14 protein-coding genes are annotated in these 17,817 nt (G+C 39.0%); 6 read left to right on the forward strand and 8 right to left on the reverse strand.

Translation table 11 applies throughout. The features are described from left to right. Positions 1–228: 228 nt before the first annotated feature. The 3 genes from nrdH to nrdF all read left to right on the forward strand — a co-directional run bounded on the left by nrdH (position 229) and on the right by nrdF (position 3,811). Positions 229–453, forward strand: coding sequence for a glutaredoxin-like protein NrdH (nrdH, locus tag IGJ99_RS12225; RefSeq protein WP_010734318.1), 225 nt, complete (start codon positions 229–231; stop codon positions 451–453). 181 nt (positions 454–634) lie between these two features. Beyond that, positions 635–2,794, forward strand: a complete 2,160-nt coding sequence (nrdE, locus tag IGJ99_RS12230; RefSeq protein ID WP_062806161.1) for a class 1b ribonucleoside-diphosphate reductase subunit alpha — start codon at positions 635–637, stop codon at positions 2,792–2,794. A 51-nt stretch (positions 2,795–2,845) separates the two neighbouring features. Beyond that, positions 2,846–3,811 carry a class 1b ribonucleoside-diphosphate reductase subunit beta gene (gene nrdF / locus IGJ99_RS12235; protein ID WP_010734316.1) on the forward strand — a complete coding sequence of 322 codons (966 nt, stop codon included), beginning with the start codon at positions 2,846–2,848 and terminating at the stop codon, positions 3,809–3,811. A 76-nt stretch (positions 3,812–3,887) separates the two neighbouring features. Here nrdF and IGJ99_RS12240 read toward each other — a convergent pair whose 3' ends face one another. The 3 genes from IGJ99_RS12240 to IGJ99_RS12250 are packed head-to-tail and all read right to left on the reverse strand — an operon-like array spanning position 3,888 to position 7,410. Continuing rightward, positions 3,888–4,922 (reverse strand): NAD(P)H-dependent amine dehydrogenase family protein, encoded by a 1,035-nt coding sequence (locus IGJ99_RS12240; protein ID WP_438748672.1) that lies wholly within the window; start codon positions 4,920–4,922, stop codon positions 3,888–3,890. 28 nt (positions 4,923–4,950) lie between these two features. Beyond that, the gene (gene ald, locus IGJ99_RS12245) at positions 4,951–6,051 is read right to left on the reverse strand and encodes an alanine dehydrogenase (protein WP_438748674.1); all 1,101 of its coding nucleotides are present in this window, start codon (positions 6,049–6,051) and stop codon (positions 4,951–4,953) included. A gap of 18 nt (positions 6,052–6,069) precedes the next feature. Beyond that, positions 6,070–7,410, reverse strand: coding sequence for an aminotransferase class III-fold pyridoxal phosphate-dependent enzyme (locus IGJ99_RS12250; protein ID WP_438748676.1), 1,341 nt, complete (start codon positions 7,408–7,410; stop codon positions 6,070–6,072). 286 nt (positions 7,411–7,696) lie between these two features. Between IGJ99_RS12250 and IGJ99_RS12255 the strand changes: the two genes are divergently transcribed. Both IGJ99_RS12255 and IGJ99_RS12260 read left to right on the forward strand, forming a co-directional pair. After that, the gene (locus IGJ99_RS12255) at positions 7,697–8,725 is read left to right on the forward strand and encodes an AEC family transporter (protein WP_077151978.1); all 1,029 of its coding nucleotides are present in this window, start codon (positions 7,697–7,699) and stop codon (positions 8,723–8,725) included. A gap of 39 nt (positions 8,726–8,764) precedes the next feature. Continuing rightward, positions 8,765–9,781, forward strand: a complete 1,017-nt coding sequence (locus tag IGJ99_RS12260) for an NAD(P)-dependent oxidoreductase (protein WP_077151977.1) — start codon at positions 8,765–8,767, stop codon at positions 9,779–9,781. A gap of 311 nt (positions 9,782–10,092) precedes the next feature. Here the strand turns inward: IGJ99_RS12260 and IGJ99_RS12265 are convergent, their stop codons facing one another. After that, positions 10,093–10,725: an NAD(P)H-binding protein gene (locus tag IGJ99_RS12265; RefSeq protein WP_062806156.1), complete on the reverse strand. Its 633-nt coding sequence runs from the start codon at positions 10,723–10,725 to the stop codon at positions 10,093–10,095. Positions 10,726–10,896: 171 nt separating this feature from the next. Here IGJ99_RS12265 and IGJ99_RS12270 point away from each other — a divergent pair, with 171 nt between their 5' ends. Continuing rightward, positions 10,897–11,805: a cation transporter gene (locus tag IGJ99_RS12270; protein ID WP_137072836.1), complete on the forward strand. Its 909-nt coding sequence runs from the start codon at positions 10,897–10,899 to the stop codon at positions 11,803–11,805. Between the two features lie 110 nt (positions 11,806–11,915). On the opposite strand, the gene IGJ99_RS12275 is transcribed toward IGJ99_RS12270, so the two are convergent. The 4 genes from IGJ99_RS12275 to IGJ99_RS12290 all read right to left on the reverse strand — a co-directional run bounded on the left by IGJ99_RS12275 (position 11,916) and on the right by IGJ99_RS12290 (position 17,602). Then, complete coding sequence (locus IGJ99_RS12275) at positions 11,916–14,933, reverse strand: polysaccharide lyase 8 family protein (RefSeq protein WP_438748679.1); 3,018 nt, start codon at positions 14,931–14,933, stop codon at positions 11,916–11,918. A 137-nt stretch (positions 14,934–15,070) separates the two neighbouring features. After that, positions 15,071–15,871 (reverse strand): PTS system mannose/fructose/sorbose family transporter subunit IID, encoded by an 801-nt coding sequence (locus tag IGJ99_RS12280; protein ID WP_029593929.1) that lies wholly within the window; start codon positions 15,869–15,871, stop codon positions 15,071–15,073. Next, a complete protein-coding gene (locus IGJ99_RS12285; RefSeq protein WP_010734299.1) occupies positions 15,864–16,661 on the reverse strand; it encodes a PTS mannose/fructose/sorbose/N-acetylgalactosamine transporter subunit IIC in 798 nt (265 codons plus the stop codon). Before IGJ99_RS12285 ends, IGJ99_RS12280 begins: the two co-directional genes overlap by 8 nt. 17 nt (positions 16,662–16,678) lie before the next feature. Then, positions 16,679–17,602 carry a PTS mannose/fructose/sorbose transporter subunit IIAB gene (locus IGJ99_RS12290; protein ID WP_375152505.1) on the reverse strand — a complete coding sequence of 308 codons (924 nt, stop codon included), beginning with the start codon at positions 17,600–17,602 and terminating at the stop codon, positions 16,679–16,681. Between the last annotated feature and the right edge of the window lie 215 nt (positions 17,603–17,817).

A 17,817-nucleotide genomic window follows, 5' to 3' on the forward strand; every position in this document is an offset into this window, starting at 1 on the left:
AGCAAAGGTTAAAAAAATATTTTTTAACGGAGTTTTCCACAAGCATTTCTGTATTAATACAAGCGAATCTGCACGAGATACTTGTTTTCATTGTTTTTCAAAAACCACAAAACATAGTATTCCACAATTTCCACAACACAAGATGTAGTGTTTGTTGATTGACTTTTTTACTAATAGATTTATACTATTGATTATAGAGAAAACACACGAGCAAGGAGGCAAATAATAATGAACGTAAAAATCTTTTCAAAAAATAATTGTATGCAATGTAAAATGGTGAAACGTTTTTTAGCTGAAAATAAAATCGACTTTGAAGAAGTAAATATCGACGAGCAACCTGAAGCAATCTCATGGTTAAAAGACCAAGGATTCCAAAGTGTTCCGGTCATCACTTCAGACGCAGCGACTGTCATTGGTTTCAGACCAGATCAACTACGTCACTTAGCTAGCTAAGAATCATTCAAACAGTTGTCAAATAGATCGAGGATTTACTTGATCCTCTGCCACCATGGATTTGATGGACTTACGGATATTGTCCGTAACCTCCCCAAATCCTTTTTTACAGCAATGAACACCACTATATCTTGTGGTCAAACACGTATCATCAAAATCAAAAAGAAGGTTGGGCGTATGTATGAGTCTTAAAAATCTAAAAGATGTCAGCTACTTTAAGCTGAACAATGAAATCAATCGACCAGTCAACGGGCAAATCCCTTTAAATAAAGATAAAGAAGCTTTAGCTGCTTTTTTTGAAGAAAATGTCAAACCAAATACGATGACGTTTCCAACAGTGATCGACAAAATCCAGTATTTGATCGACAACCAATATTTAGAAGCAGAGTTCATTCAATTATATAGTAGTGAATTTATTGAAAAACTTTATCAATTCCTATTCGAACAAAACTTTACATTTAAATCATTCATGGCAGCCTATAAGTTCTACTCTCAATATGCGTTAAAAACAAATGATGGTTCTGCCTACTTGGAATCTTATGAAGATCGTGTCGCATTCAATGCGTTGTACTTTGCGAATGGCGACGAAGAACTAGCCTTAGCTTTAGCTGATGAAATGATCCACCAACGTTATCAACCAGCAACCCCTTCATTTTTGAATGCTGGACGTAAACGTCGTGGTGAACTTGTTTCTTGTTTCTTGACTCAAGTAACGGATGATATGAATTCAATCGGTCGTTCGATCAACTCTGCCTTACAACTTTCACGAATCGGTGGTGGTGTTGGGATCACACTTTCTAACTTACGTGAAGCCGGAGCGCCGATCAAAGGATACGAAGGTGCAGCTAGCGGTGTTGTTCCAGTCATGAAATTGTTTGAAGATAGCTTTAGTTATTCGAACCAATTAGGACAACGTCAAGGTGCGGGTGTCGTTTATTTAAACGTCTTCCACCCAGACATCATGATGTTCCTTTCAGCAAAAAAAGAAAATGCAGACGAAAAGATTCGCGTGAAGACTTTATCACTTGGTGTGATCGTCCCAGATAAATTCTATGAATTAGCACGTAAAAACCAAGAAATGTATCTATTCAGTCCTTATAGTGTGGAAAAAGAATATGGTGTGCCATTTTCTTACGTAGATATCACTGCGGAATATGACAATTTAGTCGCAAATCCAAATATCCGTAAACAAAAAATCAAAGCCCGTGATTTAGAAAATGAAATCTCTAAATTACAACAAGAGTCTGGTTATCCGTATATCATCAATATTGATACGGCAAATCGTGAAAATCCTGTAGACGGTAAAATTATCATGAGTAACTTATGTTCTGAGATTTTACAAGTACAGACACCTTCTGTCATCAATGGCAAGCAAGAATATGAAGAGTTAGGGACAGACATCTCATGTAACTTAGGTTCTACAAACATCGTCAATTTGATGGATAGCCCTGACTTTGGTCGCTCTGTCCGCACGATGACTCGTGCATTGACGTATATCACAGATGCTTCAGACATTGACGTGGTTCCACCGATCCAAAACGGGAACAAATTGAATCATACGATCGGACTTGGTGCCATGGGACTTCATACTTATTTTGCCAAAGAGCAAATGGAATATGGTTCCGAAGAATCAATTGATTTTACCAATGTTTATTTCATGTTGTTGAATTACTGGACACTTGTTGAAAGTAACAATATCGCACGTGAGAGAAAACAAGTCTTCCATAATTTTGAAAAATCAGCTTATGCAGACGGCACTTATTTTGATAAATATGTCACTGGCGAATTCCAACCAAAATCTGAACGAGTTGCTGCTTTGTTTGATGGTATCTTTATTCCGACTGCCCAAGACTGGGAAAACTTGAAGCAAGCAATCATGAAAGATGGTTTGTATCACCAAAATCGTTTAGCTGTAGCACCTAATGGTTCTATTTCTTATATCAATGATACTAGTGCAAGTATCCATCCGATCACTCGTATGATCGAAGAACGCCAAGAAAAGAAAATTGGGAAAATCTATTACCCAGCGCCTTATTTATCAAATGAAACAATCCCGTATTACACTTCTGCTTATGATATGGATATGCGTAAAGTGATCGATATTTATGCCACAGCACAAAAACATGTGGATCAAGGAATGAGTATGACGTTGTTTATGCGTTCAGAAATCCCAGAAGGTTTGTACGAATGGAAAGAAACGACAAAACAATCCACACGTGATCTAAATATTCTAAGACACTACGCTTTCCACAAAGGAATCAAATCGATTTATTATGTACGTACGTTTACAGACGATGCAGAAGAAATCGGCAGCAACCAATGTGAAAGCTGTGTGATCTAATTTCACTTAGTGATAGAACCCGTTACTGGATTTTAATAAAGGAGCATTCTCATGTCAGAAACTTATTATGCAGCGATAAACTGGAATGAAATTGAAGATATCATTGATAAATCGACTTGGGAGAAATTAACTGAGCAATTTTGGTTAGACACACGTATCCCTTTGTCAAATGACTTAGACGACTGGCGTACGCTTTCCCAATTAGAAAAAGATACAGTTGGTCACGTATTTGGTGGATTGACTTTACTTGATACCGTCCAATCAGAAAGCGGGATGGATCAATTACGTAAAGATGTCCGCACGCCCCATGAAGAAGCGGTATTGAACAATATCCAATTTATGGAGTCTGTCCATGCGAAAAGTTACTCTTCGATCTTCAGTACATTGAATACGAAAAAAGAAATCGAAGAAATCTTTGAATGGACGAATACCAATCCTTATCTACAGAAAAAAGCGGAGCGTATCAATGAGATCTACAAAAACGGTACGCCGTTAGAGAAAAAAATTGCGAGTGTCTTTTTAGAAACCTTCTTATTTTACTCAGGATTCTATACACCACTTTATTATTTAGGAAATAATAAATTAGCCAACGTGGCAGAGATCATCAAGTTGATCATTCGTGACGAATCTGTCCATGGCACGTATATTGGCTATAAATTCCAACTAGGTTACAACGAATTACCTGAAGAAGAACAAGAAACATTGAAAGACTGGATGTATAATTTGTTATATGAATTATACGAAAACGAAGAGCGCTACACAGAAGAATTATATGATCCAATCGGTTGGACGGAAGAAGTCAAAACATTCTTACGCTACAATGCAAATAAAGCATTGATGAATCTAGGAATGGACCCACTATTCCCTGATACAGCAAACGATGTCAACCCAATCGTGATGAATGGGATCTCTACTGGTACAAGTAACCACGATTTCTTCTCTCAAGTCGGAAACGGCTACCTATTAGGTAACGTAGAAGCGATGAAAGATGAAGATTACTTGATTGGTTTAGACTAAACAAAAAAAGAGCTTGGATATTGCATCCTCGCTCTTTTTTTGTTTCTCTTTAACCAACTACCAACCTTAGTTCTGCCTATTTTTTATCTAAATAAAGATGTGCTGGATACGTCATATATTCGACAGGTTGCAATTGATCGATCGTGACATAGCCTGCGTTTGAATTGATCACCGTAGGTATCCGGTTAATCAACGTAGCGCACGTATGCTTTGGTGTATCTGGTTTGGTCACTTCAAATTGCATACTTGGCGTTCCTTCGATCGACCAAGTACATAAATCGCCTTCACCTGTCTGATAGACTTTCCCAGTACAACCGACTTCCACCACTGGACCTTGTACCGTTTCAATCGTTGCAACGGCAGACATGCCGATCGCTTCGCCTGCTTTGATCGGCCGTTCCATTGTTTTCGATGGAATATCTTTATCTAAAACGATTGGAACGTTCTTTTGAGCAATGCGTTTGATCGTCCAACCCATTTTGGCACAGATGGCTTCTGCGGTCATCCAAGAATAGGAAGGCAAATCGGTTGCATTGGCAATTTCTTTGTCAAATTTTACTTGATCATAGCTCACACCATGCGCTTCCGCTAACGCTTTCCCATAGTGTTCGACATCATAACTAACTTCCCCACTGATTTTTTGTACATCATTCATGCCAGCAGCCAGCAGCGTTGGAAACAACACCCAGTAAATATCTTGCATTCCTGTTCCTGAAATCGTAACGTTGTTGGCTTTTGCGATTTTATCCAAACGATTGGTTTCTGCAACCGAAGTCGTCCAAGAATATAAAGCTTCTTCACTGATTGTTAAAACATTGACTCCATAGGTCAAGGGTATCTCTAAACTTGGCATGAAATCTTTGATATAACTAGCTATCGTGACTAATGCCACATCGGCATCACAGTTTTGAAATACTTCATGGGGATCGTTAGAGATTTTCACTCCTAAAGCTTGGTCATATCCTAAATATAGCCCCAGATCCTGACCGATCGCCTCTGGACGATTGTCTACAGCTCCAACGATTTCAATATCTTTTGCCATGGCATATTTGATAATCTCTTTCGACATTTTTCCACAGCCGACTTGGACCATACGAATTTTTTTAGTCATTGTATTTCCCTCACTTTTTAGAAAATTTTTAAACGAGCTCACGAATATCGTCAACGGTTCGCTCAAAGACTTCCCCCACTTCAGGACAGGTCAGTTTTCCTTTATAGGTACCGATTCCTGGTAGGATCTCTGGATACGTTTGGATGACTTCTGTCAGTGATTGGGAGGCTAAGCCCTTGATATATCTCATCGTGACATTCGTTAAAGCTAACGTAGACGTTTGAGGAACTAAACCTGGCATATTCGCAACCGAGTAGTGGATCACTCCATGTTTAACGAAAGTCGGTTCTTCATGGGTGGTTGGCTGGCTTGTTTCAAAACAGCCGCCTTGGTCAATCGCAATATCCACCAAGATCGTTCCTTCTTTCATCTGCTTCACTAATTCTTCTGTGATAAGATGTGGGGCTTTTTTACCTGGTAATAAGACTGAACCAATCACGATATCACTAGTCAATGCCATTTTCTCAATATTCGCTGGGCTTGAGTAGAGGGTTTTTACTTGTCCATTAAACATCTCTGACAATTCACGTAAGCGGTCGACATTGATATCTAAGATCGTCACATCTGCTCCTAATCCGTGCAAGTAATGTGCCGCACTCACTCCGGCGATCCCACCACCTAAAATAGTTGCCTGAACCGGTAAAACACCTGTTACACCTGAAATCAATTTTCCACTTTGCTTCGCTAAAATCTCCGCACCCAATAGACCGCCTAAACGGCCAGCGACTTCACTCATTGGTGCGAGTAATGGGAATGCTCCGTTTTTCGTAACCATTTCATAGGCAATCGCTGTTGTTCCAGACTTGATCAATGCTTCAGTCAATTCAAGATTTGCGGCTAGATGCAAGTACGTAAACAAAATCAAATCGTTTCTAAAGTATTGATATTCTGATGCTAGTGGTTCTTTGACTTTCACGACGATTTCTGCCGACCAGACTGTCTCTGGACCAGCTTTGATCTGAGCGCCAGCTTCACGGTATTGACTATCTGTAAAGCCTGATCCTTCCCCTGCACGTTCTTCTACATAAACGATATGACCTGCTGTTACTAACTCTTTGACTCCTGCGGGTGTCACGCCTACACGTTTCTCTGAATTTTTGATTTCTTTTGGTACACCAATGATTGTCATATTATATCCTCCTTTGAATTATTGTTGCTTTTGCCACTTCTCAAAGCCCATATGAATCGCATCGAATAGTTGATCTGCGTTTTCCTTTGAAAAGGTCAACGATGGTGAAATGATAATCGTTTGTAATTCATCACGTAGCAAGACGCCTGCATTGATGGCATAATCAGCCACGGCTTGTACATTCTTTGCTGTTTGTTCCACATCATATTTCCCTGTATTCTCAAAATCGATAGCGATCATCAAGCCTTTTCCACGAACATCACTAATGCAGTCATATGTTCCTTCAAGTCCTTTTAGACGTTCCAATAAATATGCACCGACTTCACGGGCATTTTCAACTAAATTTTCTTCTTCCACAATACGTAAAGCTTCTAATGCTGCCACACAGCCGAGCGGATGTCCACCGTAAGTATGCCCATGGATAATGACATTAGCTCCATTGGTCGCTGATTCGATGCCTTCAACGATGCGTTTGTTAAAAACAGTAGCCCCTAGTGGAACATACCCAGAAGATAATCCTTTCGCTAGAACCATAGCATCTGGTTTGATGCCCCAGCCACGACTACCAAAAAGATGTCCTGAACGGCCAAAACCTGTCACCACTTCATCTGCAATCAATAAAATATCATAAGTATCACAAACCTCCCTTAAAGCTGGCCAATAAGAAGTTGGTGGAACGATGATACCGCCAGCACCTTGGATCGGTTCAGCAATAAATGCAGCAATATGATCTGCGCCAATCTGTTCAATCGTTTCAACTAGTTCAGCGATACAGTGTTTTGTCAATTCTTCTGGATCTTGGCAATTCCAATTATTTTTCTTCAAATGCGGGGAAGAGACACGTACACAATCTTGTAAACCTGGACCAATAAATTCCCGATAGATTGGGTTGCCACCTATCGACGTTCCACCATAATGCATCCCATGATAGGCTTTTTCCAATGACAGAAATACTTTCTTTGTCGGTTTACCTACTGCTTGCCAGTATTGTCTTGTGATTTTTAAAGCAGTATCTACTGAATCACTTCCTCCAGAAGTAAAGAATACTTTCGCCATCTCTTCTTCTTGCGTCATTTGAATGATTTTTTCTGCCAAGTCATATGCCTTGGGATGGGCAATATTCGTAAACAATTGATAGTAAGATAATTTTTCCATTTGATCAGCAATTGCTCGGTTCATTTCAGGGCGATTATGACCAACGTTCATACACCATAATCCACCAACACCATCGAGTAATTTTCTCCCCGTATCATCATAGATAAAATTCCCATCTCCACGTTCGATAACGATTGTTTCTTCTTCACTTGCTCGAGTATCCGTCATCGGATGCCAAAAATACTTTTTCTTGTGATTGTTCATATTATTCTCTCCTTTATCTGCTTTCCTGTTTACATGTTAAGACTAAAGGGTAGAACAACTCTAAGGTCAATCTTTTTTTTATTCTTTTAATAAAATCGCTTACATTAAAAAAGTAAAAAAATCACTTATATAGAAGAAAAAATACTTTTGTGATTTTATTTGTAAAGCATATTGACCTTATAACGATTCTAACCTCTAGGATGTAATTGAGGAGGAGTGGTACACATGCACAGCTGATTAAATAAAAAAATTAAAACATTCACAAGAATTGAGGAGGAAAATTTAAATGTCACTATCAGAAACATTAAGCAATGTCATCAACATGGAAATTATCAGTGCGATCACTTCCACACTGTTTATTATATTATTAGGTTACTTTTTAAGAAAGCGTGAGGTTTTCTCATCAGATGTCGGAAAGACTTTGTCTAAGGTCGTCTTAACTGTCGCAATTCCTGCATTAGCTTTTAATTCGTTTATGCAGGAATTGAATGATGAAGTATTGAATCAAGGAATCAACATTTTGATTCTCGGAATCTTAGTCCACGTTTTCTTGATTTTTCTAAGTAAATTCTTCTTTTTTAGATATGCACCAAATAAAGAAGACACATTGCGTGTACTCTCTATTTTCGGGTCAACAACATTCTTCGGTATTCCTGTCGTCGGTGCAGTTTTTGGCGCAGAAGGGATTTTGTACGCATCGATTTTTAACATTGGTTATCGTATCTTTTTATACTCTTATGCTTATCTAAAGATGAGCGGATTGAAAATGGCACGCAAGAATATTAGAGAAATGATCTTGAACCCAATCGTATTGGCAACGTTTATCGGATTATTTATTTGGCTCTTCCAAGATAGCTTACCTCAAATTGCTCAGTCTAGTTCTGAATCTGTTGCTTTTTTAAGAATCGATCAGACGTTGCCATGGCTATTTAAACCTTTGACGTTCCTCTCTAGTTTAGCCTCCCCACTCGCTTGGTTGGCAATCGGGATCACATTAGGCGATCTGCCATTCGGAAAAACCCTCAGCAGTCACACCTCTTGGTACTATTCATTCATCAAAGTCATTGTCTTCCCACTTGTGATTTTACTTTCAATTTTACTGTTGAACGCAATGAATATTTTACCAGTGAATTCAGTTGGTCTAGGTACGATGATCATTATGATGGCTACTCCAGCTGCAACAGTTGCGGTTGCTTATGCCATCAATTTTGAAAAAGAAGCAGTACTTGCCTCTAACGCCTCTTTACTTTCTACACTCTTCTCGATCGTCTTAATCCCTATCTGGATCATCGTCTTAAACTTGATTGGAAATTAACCCACATTATATAATTAATTAACGAAAGGAAACTATACTATGAAAAATTTAAATGTTGTATGTTATGGTGTTCGCCCTGCTGAAAGATCTCTCTTTCAGCAGTTGAATGTCCACGGATTCAACTTGAAACTAGTAGAAGATTTATTAAATGAGACAAATTACGCAGAAGCAAAAGGAATGGATGCCATCATCGTTCGAGGAAATTGTTTAGCAAATCGCATGAATATCGAACGCTTTGCCCAATTCGGGATCAGGTTCCTCCTCACGCGTACAGTGGGGACAAATCATATTGATTTAATGGCAGCTCACGATCATGGAATGCAAGTCGCGTATGTACCATTTTATTCACCAAATGCAATCGCTGAATTATCTGTTACTTTAGCAATGATGCTTTTACGTAGAACAACTCATACAACGAATAAAACAGCTGCTTATAATTTTACGATTGATCGCTTTATGTTCAGTAAAGAAGTCCGAAACTGTACAGTTGGAATCGTTGGCGTGGGGAACATCGGACTAACAGAAGCAAAACTTTTCAAAGGATTAGGCGCAACGGTGATTGGTAATGACCTATATCCAAGTGAAGAAGCAAAAGCATTCATCGAATTTAAGTCGCTTGATGACTTACTGGCAGAAAGTGATATCGTCAGTATCCATATTCCTTACATCCCCGGTAAAAATGAACGTTTCATTAATAAAGATTTTATCGAAAAAATGAAGGATGATGCGATTTTGATCAACACTGCTAGAGGGGAGTTACAGGATAATCAAGCAATCCTTGATGCGTTGACAAGCAAAAAACTATCTGGATTTGGTACAGATGTCTTGCCTAATGAAGCGCTGATTTTCAACAAAAATTTTGATGAAGATCCCTTATTGATCGATGCAACAGCTAAGGCGCTGATCGATATGTATCCGCGAGTGATCATTACTCCACATATTGGTTCGAACACCGACGAAGCAGTATCTAATATGATCGAAACAAGTTTTGACAATCTTTATAAAATGTTCAATCAATTGGACTGTGCCAACACGCTTCCCACTCAGGCTGGGTAGTCGCCATCAAAGAATCAGCGATCCGATATTGCACCGAAGTGTTTAGCCTCATGAAATAAGGCGATAGCTATAAAAATTGCTCTTCCAATTTTTGTAGCTGTTGCCTTATTTTCGAAGTGGTTTCGTTAATTCTTCCCGTTGATTTGTTTGTATGGTGACAGACAAAAGTGAATCTTACGTTTGTCTTAACTACTTTCCTTTCGATCATCACAAAAAATAGTAAGACAGAATCCCCAGAAAATCAAAGAATGCTTTCTGGGGGTCCTGCCTTATTTCAAAGCTGAAAATTTCTGTCAAACCTCAATTATTTTTTACTCGTGTATTTTTTCCTTTGCTGTTAATGCAATAGAGTCATACATATGAGTAGTTGGCTCGTTGATCAAAGTTGCTAGGTATTTCCCTACCGTTTGTCGGCTGATTTCACCAATGTAACTTTTTCCGTTTCTATTCTCGATACGAATATCCTCAACAATCTCTTTATCGGTTAACCAATTAGGACGGATGATGGTAAAGTCTAGATGACTGTTCTCAATCAAATCTGCTGCAATACGCTGGTCCCCTAAATAAGTATCAGGATCGCGATAGTCGCCCAACTCTGCAACTGCTTCTTCGTCATTGAAGTCAACTTCACCGTAGATCCCAAGTGTTGCCATCCAATATACGCGTTTGATCTTATTCTGGTTCATCGCCTTGATCACATGTTTAGCTAAAGGCACCATATTGTAAGGACCTAAGCAAGAATAAACGATATCAATGCCTTTCATTGCATGAACCAAATCATCTAGATTCATCGCATCACCAATGATACTTCGCTCCTTATCAAAGACTTTATCCGGATTTCTCAAAAATAAAGTGACATTCACAGTAGGATCATTTTTTAAAAATTCATAGCTATATTTAGCAATTGGTGCTGATGCACCAAGGATCAATACGTTTTTTTTCAATCTATTTCCACCTCTAGTTTTGATTTTTTACTTGTACAACGCTCCTCCTTTGATAAGATGAGTAAAGTATAAGGCTTAGAACGACTCTAACCGCAAGTATTTATTCGCATCTTTTATTACAATCAGTATGATTCTCAAAAAAGCATCTATTCCAGAAAGGGTTTTAGTTATATGAAAAATACGCAAAAAATAAAAAAATTATTAACCGCCTCCATCATTGCAGGAACCGTTTATGGTCTTTTAGCGCTACTTACAGGATTGATGATCAATTACAATGTCCTCTTGCTTGATGGTGTCTATACGATGGTCGGTGCGCTGATGTCTCTGATCGCATTATATATTGCTAAGTTTATCCAGACACAAGATTTTGAACGTTTTCCATTTGGAAAGGAATCACTGATGCCCTTGGTTGTTTTTATCCAATACAGTGTCATCCTATTGATTTCTTCCTATGGCCTGATTGAGTCTTTTTTCAGTTTGCTTTATGCAGATACCTACGTTGATTTAGCGATTGGTTTGCCTTTTTCTTTGTTTGGGACACTCTTTTGTTTTGTCTTTTATCTTTATTTGAAAAAAAATCCGATCAATCATTCCTTTTATAAGGTGGAGCTGGAACAATGGCGCTTCGGTTTTCTGTTCAGTTTAGGAGTCGTGGTCTCGATCATCGTCTCTGGTGTACTAGCAAAAACGCCATATCTTGCAATCGCCCAATTGATCGACCCTGTGATTTCCATTGGAATCACCATTTTCTATATTTATCTATCAGTGACTGAAATCAAAAGTGCCACATTAGAACTTACTTATGCACCCCCAAAATATGAATTGCGCGAAAAAATATTGTTAGTAGTTGATAAGCTCTTGCAAAATGTCGCTATCGAAACCTATGTCTTACGAATCGCAAAAGTCGGGGATCAAGTCATTCTTGAACTAGATATCGTGATTTTACCCGACAGTGAATTAGATAGTATCCGCGCGCAAGATCATCTAAGAGATAAACTCAACCACAAAGTAACTGAAGGTTTCTCTGACTATTCTTTATGGTTGAATATCAACTTTATCGGTGATCTCAAGTGGGCTTAAGAAAGAGCGTACTTTATAAAAAAACAGAAGCTCCTCCAATACGAAAACGATTGGGAAGCTTCTGTTTTTTTCAATTGTTCTGTGTTTAATTATGACTTAGAAAGGTAGAGCTATTTAACAACAATCGTTTTACTTTCAAACTGTGCGAAGTCAATGGTGAATGTGTGCGTTTGACTATCATAGACAATCCCTTCACTCGTAGACACCACGTCAGTAAAATCACTTGGTAAAGTAAGTGTTACTGGTTCAGTTTGTTGCGTTGGATTGGTAATTGTATAAACTGTTTGTTCTGCCTTCGTTTGTTTTAGTAAAGAAATTGGTTTATTCGTTTTGATCCCTGCCATTTCTCCGCCTTGTTCTTGCCAAAAATTGATGCCTAAGTAACCAGAGGTTTTCACTTCGACTGCTTGGATTTCTTTGGTATTTTGCAAAATCGCAACTGGCTGTTTTGCTGCATAATCTGCTAATTCCGATTGAGTCTTGCCGGGCAACATCACATAAGCATATTCTGCATCTTTTGGTTGCTGTCCATGATTGATTGAGAAGGTGCGGTAGTCACCTGTATAGGGTGTATCACTAGGAAATGCTTCATTGATTTCTCGATAAGTACCTGTACGTGTCTCACTGATCACATCGACTGTTTCCTTTTGTGGGAAATAATAACCGATCGACGCATGTTGATGATCTGATTCTAACAATAACCAAGATGTCTCCTTCGTTTGTTGTGACTGATCAATCATTCCTGTATCCGAAAGTACTTGATACGTATACGAATCATTTAATAAACGATTATCGACAATTGTTTCGATTGAAGCAGTTGTATCTCCTGTAATACCGGCACCTAAGGCAATGATTTGCCCATCCAATGTAAACCATGACTTCTTCCCTTGTACATTCATCGGTAAGGTCGTTCCATTATTCTTTGTTCCTTCTTTGTTAAGAGCCATTCCTACTACACCTTGATCTCCAGCAACGGCACCGCCTACCCATGTTTCATTTGAAGTCACTGTAGTAAATGCTGAAATTTCATCTGCTAAAGGTACTGTATCGATGGTCGTACCAGGTAAACGATAAGGATCGATTGTTGGCCAATAACTCGGACCGAATTGGACTTGGTCATCATTGTAAAGATAGATCATCCCGTCAGACGTATGCCAGCCTCGTTGATTTTCCAGATTTCCTGCTTCAAATGAAGAGATTCGCTTCGAATACATGCTTAATCCTAAATGGTAATTCTCTGTTCGTTGGACAAACCGATCCATTGCATGGTACATCTTTGTTCCGATGAACGGTAGTTGCTTACCCATCACCGTGGTATTAGCCAATAGCTCCGTTGTCATCATCAAATCATTGTAATCTCTCGTATTTGTCAAATAATAGTTAGGATTAGACAACATCCAATATTTCACTGCTTCTTGTAAAGCTTTTTGCTGTGTTTCAGGTGCAAATTTCGCCACGATCATTAAATTGTACATCGTTGTCGATCCGTAACCCGTTTTTGTCGCTGCTGGTACTCGAGAAATGGAGCGACCATTGACTAAAGGCAACATTTCACCTTGATACACTAATGGGATAAATGCCGATTGTACGTTATCAACAAAGGACTTTATTTGATCAGCTGTCAACGTATAGCGAGATTCTTTGACGATCGATAAAATTTGGCCTACGCCTTTGACTAGTACATTGCCATAAGAGCCTGTATAAGGGATCGTTTCATGCTGGATAAATGAACCATCTTGATAAAATCCATCTCCATGGGTCACCAATTTAAAGACATCTGTGATACTCTCAACTGCTTGTGTAACTTTCGCTGGATCATTTTGTAAGAGACCTAGTCCTAAAACAGTTTGCGCTAAATCTGTGCGATTCGCACCAGTCGTTGAAAAATTTGGTATAAAATCAAGCGCGACAAAAGTTCCTTGTGGTTTTGTGTAGAGTTGTTTAAATGGATCGGGTACATATTTACTCAACACAGCCGTATACTCTTGAAGTTTCTCCTCTGGTACGTCTTCATCCAGCACCATCAAAATTGCCACAAATTTTTGAGCTACTCCGATTTGCCAATCCCACCAATTGCCATGATACTTTGTTCCATCATAGCCTTTTTTTGTGATCATAAAATCTAATCCACTTTGAATCGCTTGACTGATGACTTCATCTTGATAAAAACTTGTCCCATTCGTTCCATATGCTAACGCTAGTTTTTGCAACTTTGTAAATTGCGTGGTTAAATCTGCCGAAGCGGTATTCCCAGATTCTAATGGCCACAGATACGTGCGGTCAGGATCTTGATTCATTGTCTCGTAAAGTTTTTCTGCTTCGTCAGAAAGAGCGTTTACATAATTGGCAATCGCTGGATTAGCTAAATCGGTCGTTGTTGACACAAGTTGATCTTTCCAGTTTGCTTTCATTGTTTGAAATTCTTCTGTCGGTTCTTCCACTTGCAGACTATTGACCGCTCCACTACGCATGGAATAAATAGTTAATTTACTCTCATTCCCAAATAACCGAATCCCTGAATAACCTGACCAGTCCCCATTGATCGTTGTCCCATCAGAATAAAGAACTTCTTGATTTTCATACAACAAACGGTCGTTCAAATATGCTTGGAACGATGTTCCTTCATATCTTAGTAACAATTTATAGGTTTGTCCTGAAATCAGTGTAGGACCTTTGATGGCTGTCAACCATTTCCCCCCAGGCTGCCCCAATTGCCATTCACCATCGCGCATATAGGCAAACGATTGCCAGTTCGATGTCGTCTGATCGTTTCCTCGAAAAACTAGTCCAAAATTGGTCTGTCCCTCATATAGAAACGTGTATTCTAGATCACCTGAGCTACGGACACCTGCATCTAATAATAACGACACAGACTCAAATTGTTGATTGACTTTCTGGTTTGCGATCTGTAACCCATTCTCGTTGGTATATTTATCTGCTTTTCCAACAATGTCTTGCCAAGTACCCAAATGCTGCGAAAAATCTGACTCATAGTTCCCTGATGTCGTATTTTTTTGCATGTCAGTCTGTGTTCCTTCTGCACCGACTTGTTGACTGTACCCTAACCCAATACCAACGAATAAACTACACCCTAATGTCACCACTAATTTTGTTGACCAACACTTCATTTTGTTCTCCTTTTTGATTATAGATATTTTTTGAACTAAAAAAATCTGCAAGAAAGGCGCATTCTTATTTCGAACGATTCTTTCTTGCAGATCGGATCACGACCTTGCGATCACTTCATTCATTTTTTATGAATCATTTAAGCTAAGATCCCGGCAGCACTTAATGCAATCGAAAGAATCAAAATGATCCAGATCACGCGAGTTGAATTCAATTTCTTCTGACCTAACATCCAGTAAGTCAATAAGACTAATAAAACCGGTACTAATGAAGGTAAGATCGCATCTAATGTATCTTGAACAACTAACTCCACCCCATTTTGTTTGTAAACGAAAGGAACCGTTGCTTTGATAACTGACGGAATCAAGGCACCAATAACTGTGATCCCTAAAACAGTTGCTGCGTTGGTGAATGCTGTTAGTTTATTTTTCAGAGTCGTAACTAATTTAACTCCTTGCTTATAGCCAAGTGGTAATAATGCTGCTCGTCCAAAAAGTAAAGCGATATTGGCAATGATCCAGATCACACAGCCAACGACTGATCCGCTTTGTGCCAATGTACCTGCGATTGAACCAAAAATCGTTCCCCAGATGACATGGAATAATGAATCGCCTACCCCTGCCAATGAACCCATCAACGCTGTTTTCAACGCGACAATCGTATCTTTTGCTTTGTAACCATCTTCTTCTTCAATTGCCACATCGATCCCCATGATCAAGTTCCCAAAAATTGCATTCGTATTGAAAAATTGATTATGAGTATTCATCATATCTTGTAATTGTGATTTGTCTTCCCCATAGAATTTTTTCAGTACAGGTAAAATACCATAGAGATAACCGGTACTCATCATACGCTCATAGTTCCAATTCAATTGGCTACCAAGGATATAGCGCCAACTGATGACATTCAATTCTTTTTTCGTTAACTTTTGATTACTCATCGCCATCAAAACCTCCTTCAAGTGTTCCAGTGGTTGTCACTGTTTGAGCAGTTGCTTCTTTTTCGTTATCTCGTTTGAATACTAACAATGCAGCAATAACACCAACAATTGAAATACCAAGCATTGGTACTTGTAGATATGCTGATAAGAAGAAACCTAAAAGTAAGTAAGGAATATACTGTTTTGCTGGTAAATAATGTAAAAGGATGGCCACACCGACAACTGGTAGTACGCCACCTGCTGTACGCAATCCATTCATCAACCATTCAGGTGTATTTTCTGTGATTGTTGAAACTGCCGCATCACCGACTAGTAACATCAATAAGATCGGGATTGCTCGAGAAAGCCCCCATAGGAATGAACCAGATAATACTAACCGTGGGATACTGTTGATACGCATATCTTCAATCGCACGATCGACACGGTGAAGCAAAAAGACATTACAGAAGCGAGCAACGACATCAAGCTGTAGCATCAGTAATGATACTGGTACAGCTAGACCGATCCCATATTCCGCCCCTTTACCAGAAATAACAGCAAACGCCGTTCCTAATACAGCGCCAGTAAAGAAGTCGGGTACAGATGCACCTCCAAAAGCCGCAATCCCTAAACGCATCAATTGAAGGGTTCCCCCTACCATCAAGCCAGTTTCTAAATCTCCCATGATCATCCCGGAGATCATTCCCGCAATGGCTGGTTGTGTCAACGTATTTGAAATAAGTGAATCATTGATTGCAATAAAAGCATAAACTGTAATAAGAATAATTTGATACATGGCTAAATGTTGCATGATTATTTCCTCCTAAATCACTTTCTTAGTTTTTCCATAAAATCGATGACTGGATCATTTGGTACCAGTTGAGCGGTCACTTTTATGTCTTTGGCTGCGATTGCTTCAAACACTGCTTCTTCTTCTTTCATGACCTTGATGCTTTTCGTGATTTCTCTCGCACCTTCTTTATGACTCATGTTTCCTACATTAATTGCAGCCAGCTCACCGCCCGCTTCTAAATACCGCAAGACATCTGTTGGATTTTTAAAAAGTAAAAAAATACGTTGCTTGCCATATTTGCCAGATTGAACATTTTTTGCCGCCGCAGCAACAGTTAAAACGGATAGCCGCATAGATGTAGGCGCTGCCATTCTTAATGAAGATTTTTGTAAAGAATCCATTGCTGCCTCATCATTGATCACGATGATCCGTTGTGTATTCAAACTTGTGGACCAAATTCCTGCAACTTGACCATGAATCAAGCGTTCATCAATCCTTACATTGACAATATTCGCTTTGCCTTTAAATTCCTTATATTGTGCTAGATCTCCCTCTGCGGCTTGCGTTTCTTCCGCTTCCGTTGCGATCATCTTGTTTTTGACATCTACGATACCCCCGCGTGCCAAATCGATCAACGCCTCGATCGTTGCTTGTGGATTAAGGGTCGCTTCCATGACTAAAGGTAAAGACATCCCAGCAATAATTGTAACTTCTTCATCTTCTAGGTAATTTTTTAGCGCTGTGTTACATGGTGTCCCACCTAGCAGATCTACAATAATCAAGGTCGAACCGTTAAGGGCTTTCATTTTCTCAGTTAATTCATGTTCAAATTGTAAATTATCGCCATCTGGTCTTAAAGAAAGTGTGTGGACATGTTCTTGCACGCCAACGATCATCTCTAAACTGGCTTTGACTCCATCGGCCATGCTACCATGACTGACCAATAAGATATTTCTCATCTCTCTTCCCCCTTAAATAAACATCTAAGCTACTTAACATGTTAGCTATTGATTACGTACACTATATCACATATCAACTCAAACGTAAACCTAACATCTTAACATATTATATTTTTTCTTAAAAAATTTAGATCCAAAATTAATCCATTGCCACAAACAAGTTAACATGTTATGGTAAGATTAATTGAATACCGCAAAAAAAGGAGGTCTCATGT

The organism is Enterococcus sp. AZ095b (assembly GCF_051714725.1).
Classification (GTDB): Bacteria; Bacillota; Bacilli; order Lactobacillales; family Enterococcaceae; genus Enterococcus_B; species Enterococcus_B pernyi.

What these genes read in the sequence shown, in the direction of transcription:
- nrdH (WP_010734318.1), top strand. Translation starts at nt 229, where the DNA reads ATGAACGTAAAAATCTTTTCAAAAAATAATTGTATGCAATGTAAAATG.
- nrdE (WP_062806161.1), top strand. Translation starts at nt 635, where the DNA reads ATGAGTCTTAAAAATCTAAAAGATGTCAGCTACTTTAAGCTGAACAAT.
- nrdF (WP_010734316.1), top strand. Translation starts at nt 2,846, where the DNA reads ATGTCAGAAACTTATTATGCAGCGATAAACTGGAATGAAATTGAAGAT.
- IGJ99_RS12240 (WP_438748672.1), bottom strand. Translation starts at nt 4,922, where the DNA reads ATGACTAAAAAAATTCGTATGGTCCAAGTCGGCTGTGGAAAAATGTCG.
- ald (WP_438748674.1), bottom strand. Translation starts at nt 6,051, where the DNA reads ATGACAATCATTGGTGTACCAAAAGAAATCAAAAATTCAGAGAAACGT.
- IGJ99_RS12250 (WP_438748676.1), bottom strand. Translation starts at nt 7,410, where the DNA reads ATGAACAATCACAAGAAAAAGTATTTTTGGCATCCGATGACGGATACT.
- IGJ99_RS12255 (WP_077151978.1), top strand. Translation starts at nt 7,697, where the DNA reads ATGTCACTATCAGAAACATTAAGCAATGTCATCAACATGGAAATTATC.
- IGJ99_RS12260 (WP_077151977.1), top strand. Translation starts at nt 8,765, where the DNA reads ATGAAAAATTTAAATGTTGTATGTTATGGTGTTCGCCCTGCTGAAAGA.
- IGJ99_RS12270 (WP_137072836.1), top strand. Translation starts at nt 10,897, where the DNA reads ATGAAAAATACGCAAAAAATAAAAAAATTATTAACCGCCTCCATCATT.
- IGJ99_RS12275 (WP_438748679.1), bottom strand. Translation starts at nt 14,933, where the DNA reads ATGAAGTGTTGGTCAACAAAATTAGTGGTGACATTAGGGTGTAGTTTA.
- IGJ99_RS12280 (WP_029593929.1), bottom strand. Translation starts at nt 15,871, where the DNA reads ATGAGTAATCAAAAGTTAACGAAAAAAGAATTGAATGTCATCAGTTGG.
- IGJ99_RS12285 (WP_010734299.1), bottom strand. Translation starts at nt 16,661, where the DNA reads ATGCAACATTTAGCCATGTATCAAATTATTCTTATTACAGTTTATGCT.
- IGJ99_RS12290 (WP_375152505.1), bottom strand. Translation starts at nt 17,602, where the DNA reads ATGAGAAATATCTTATTGGTCAGTCATGGTAGCATGGCCGATGGAGTC.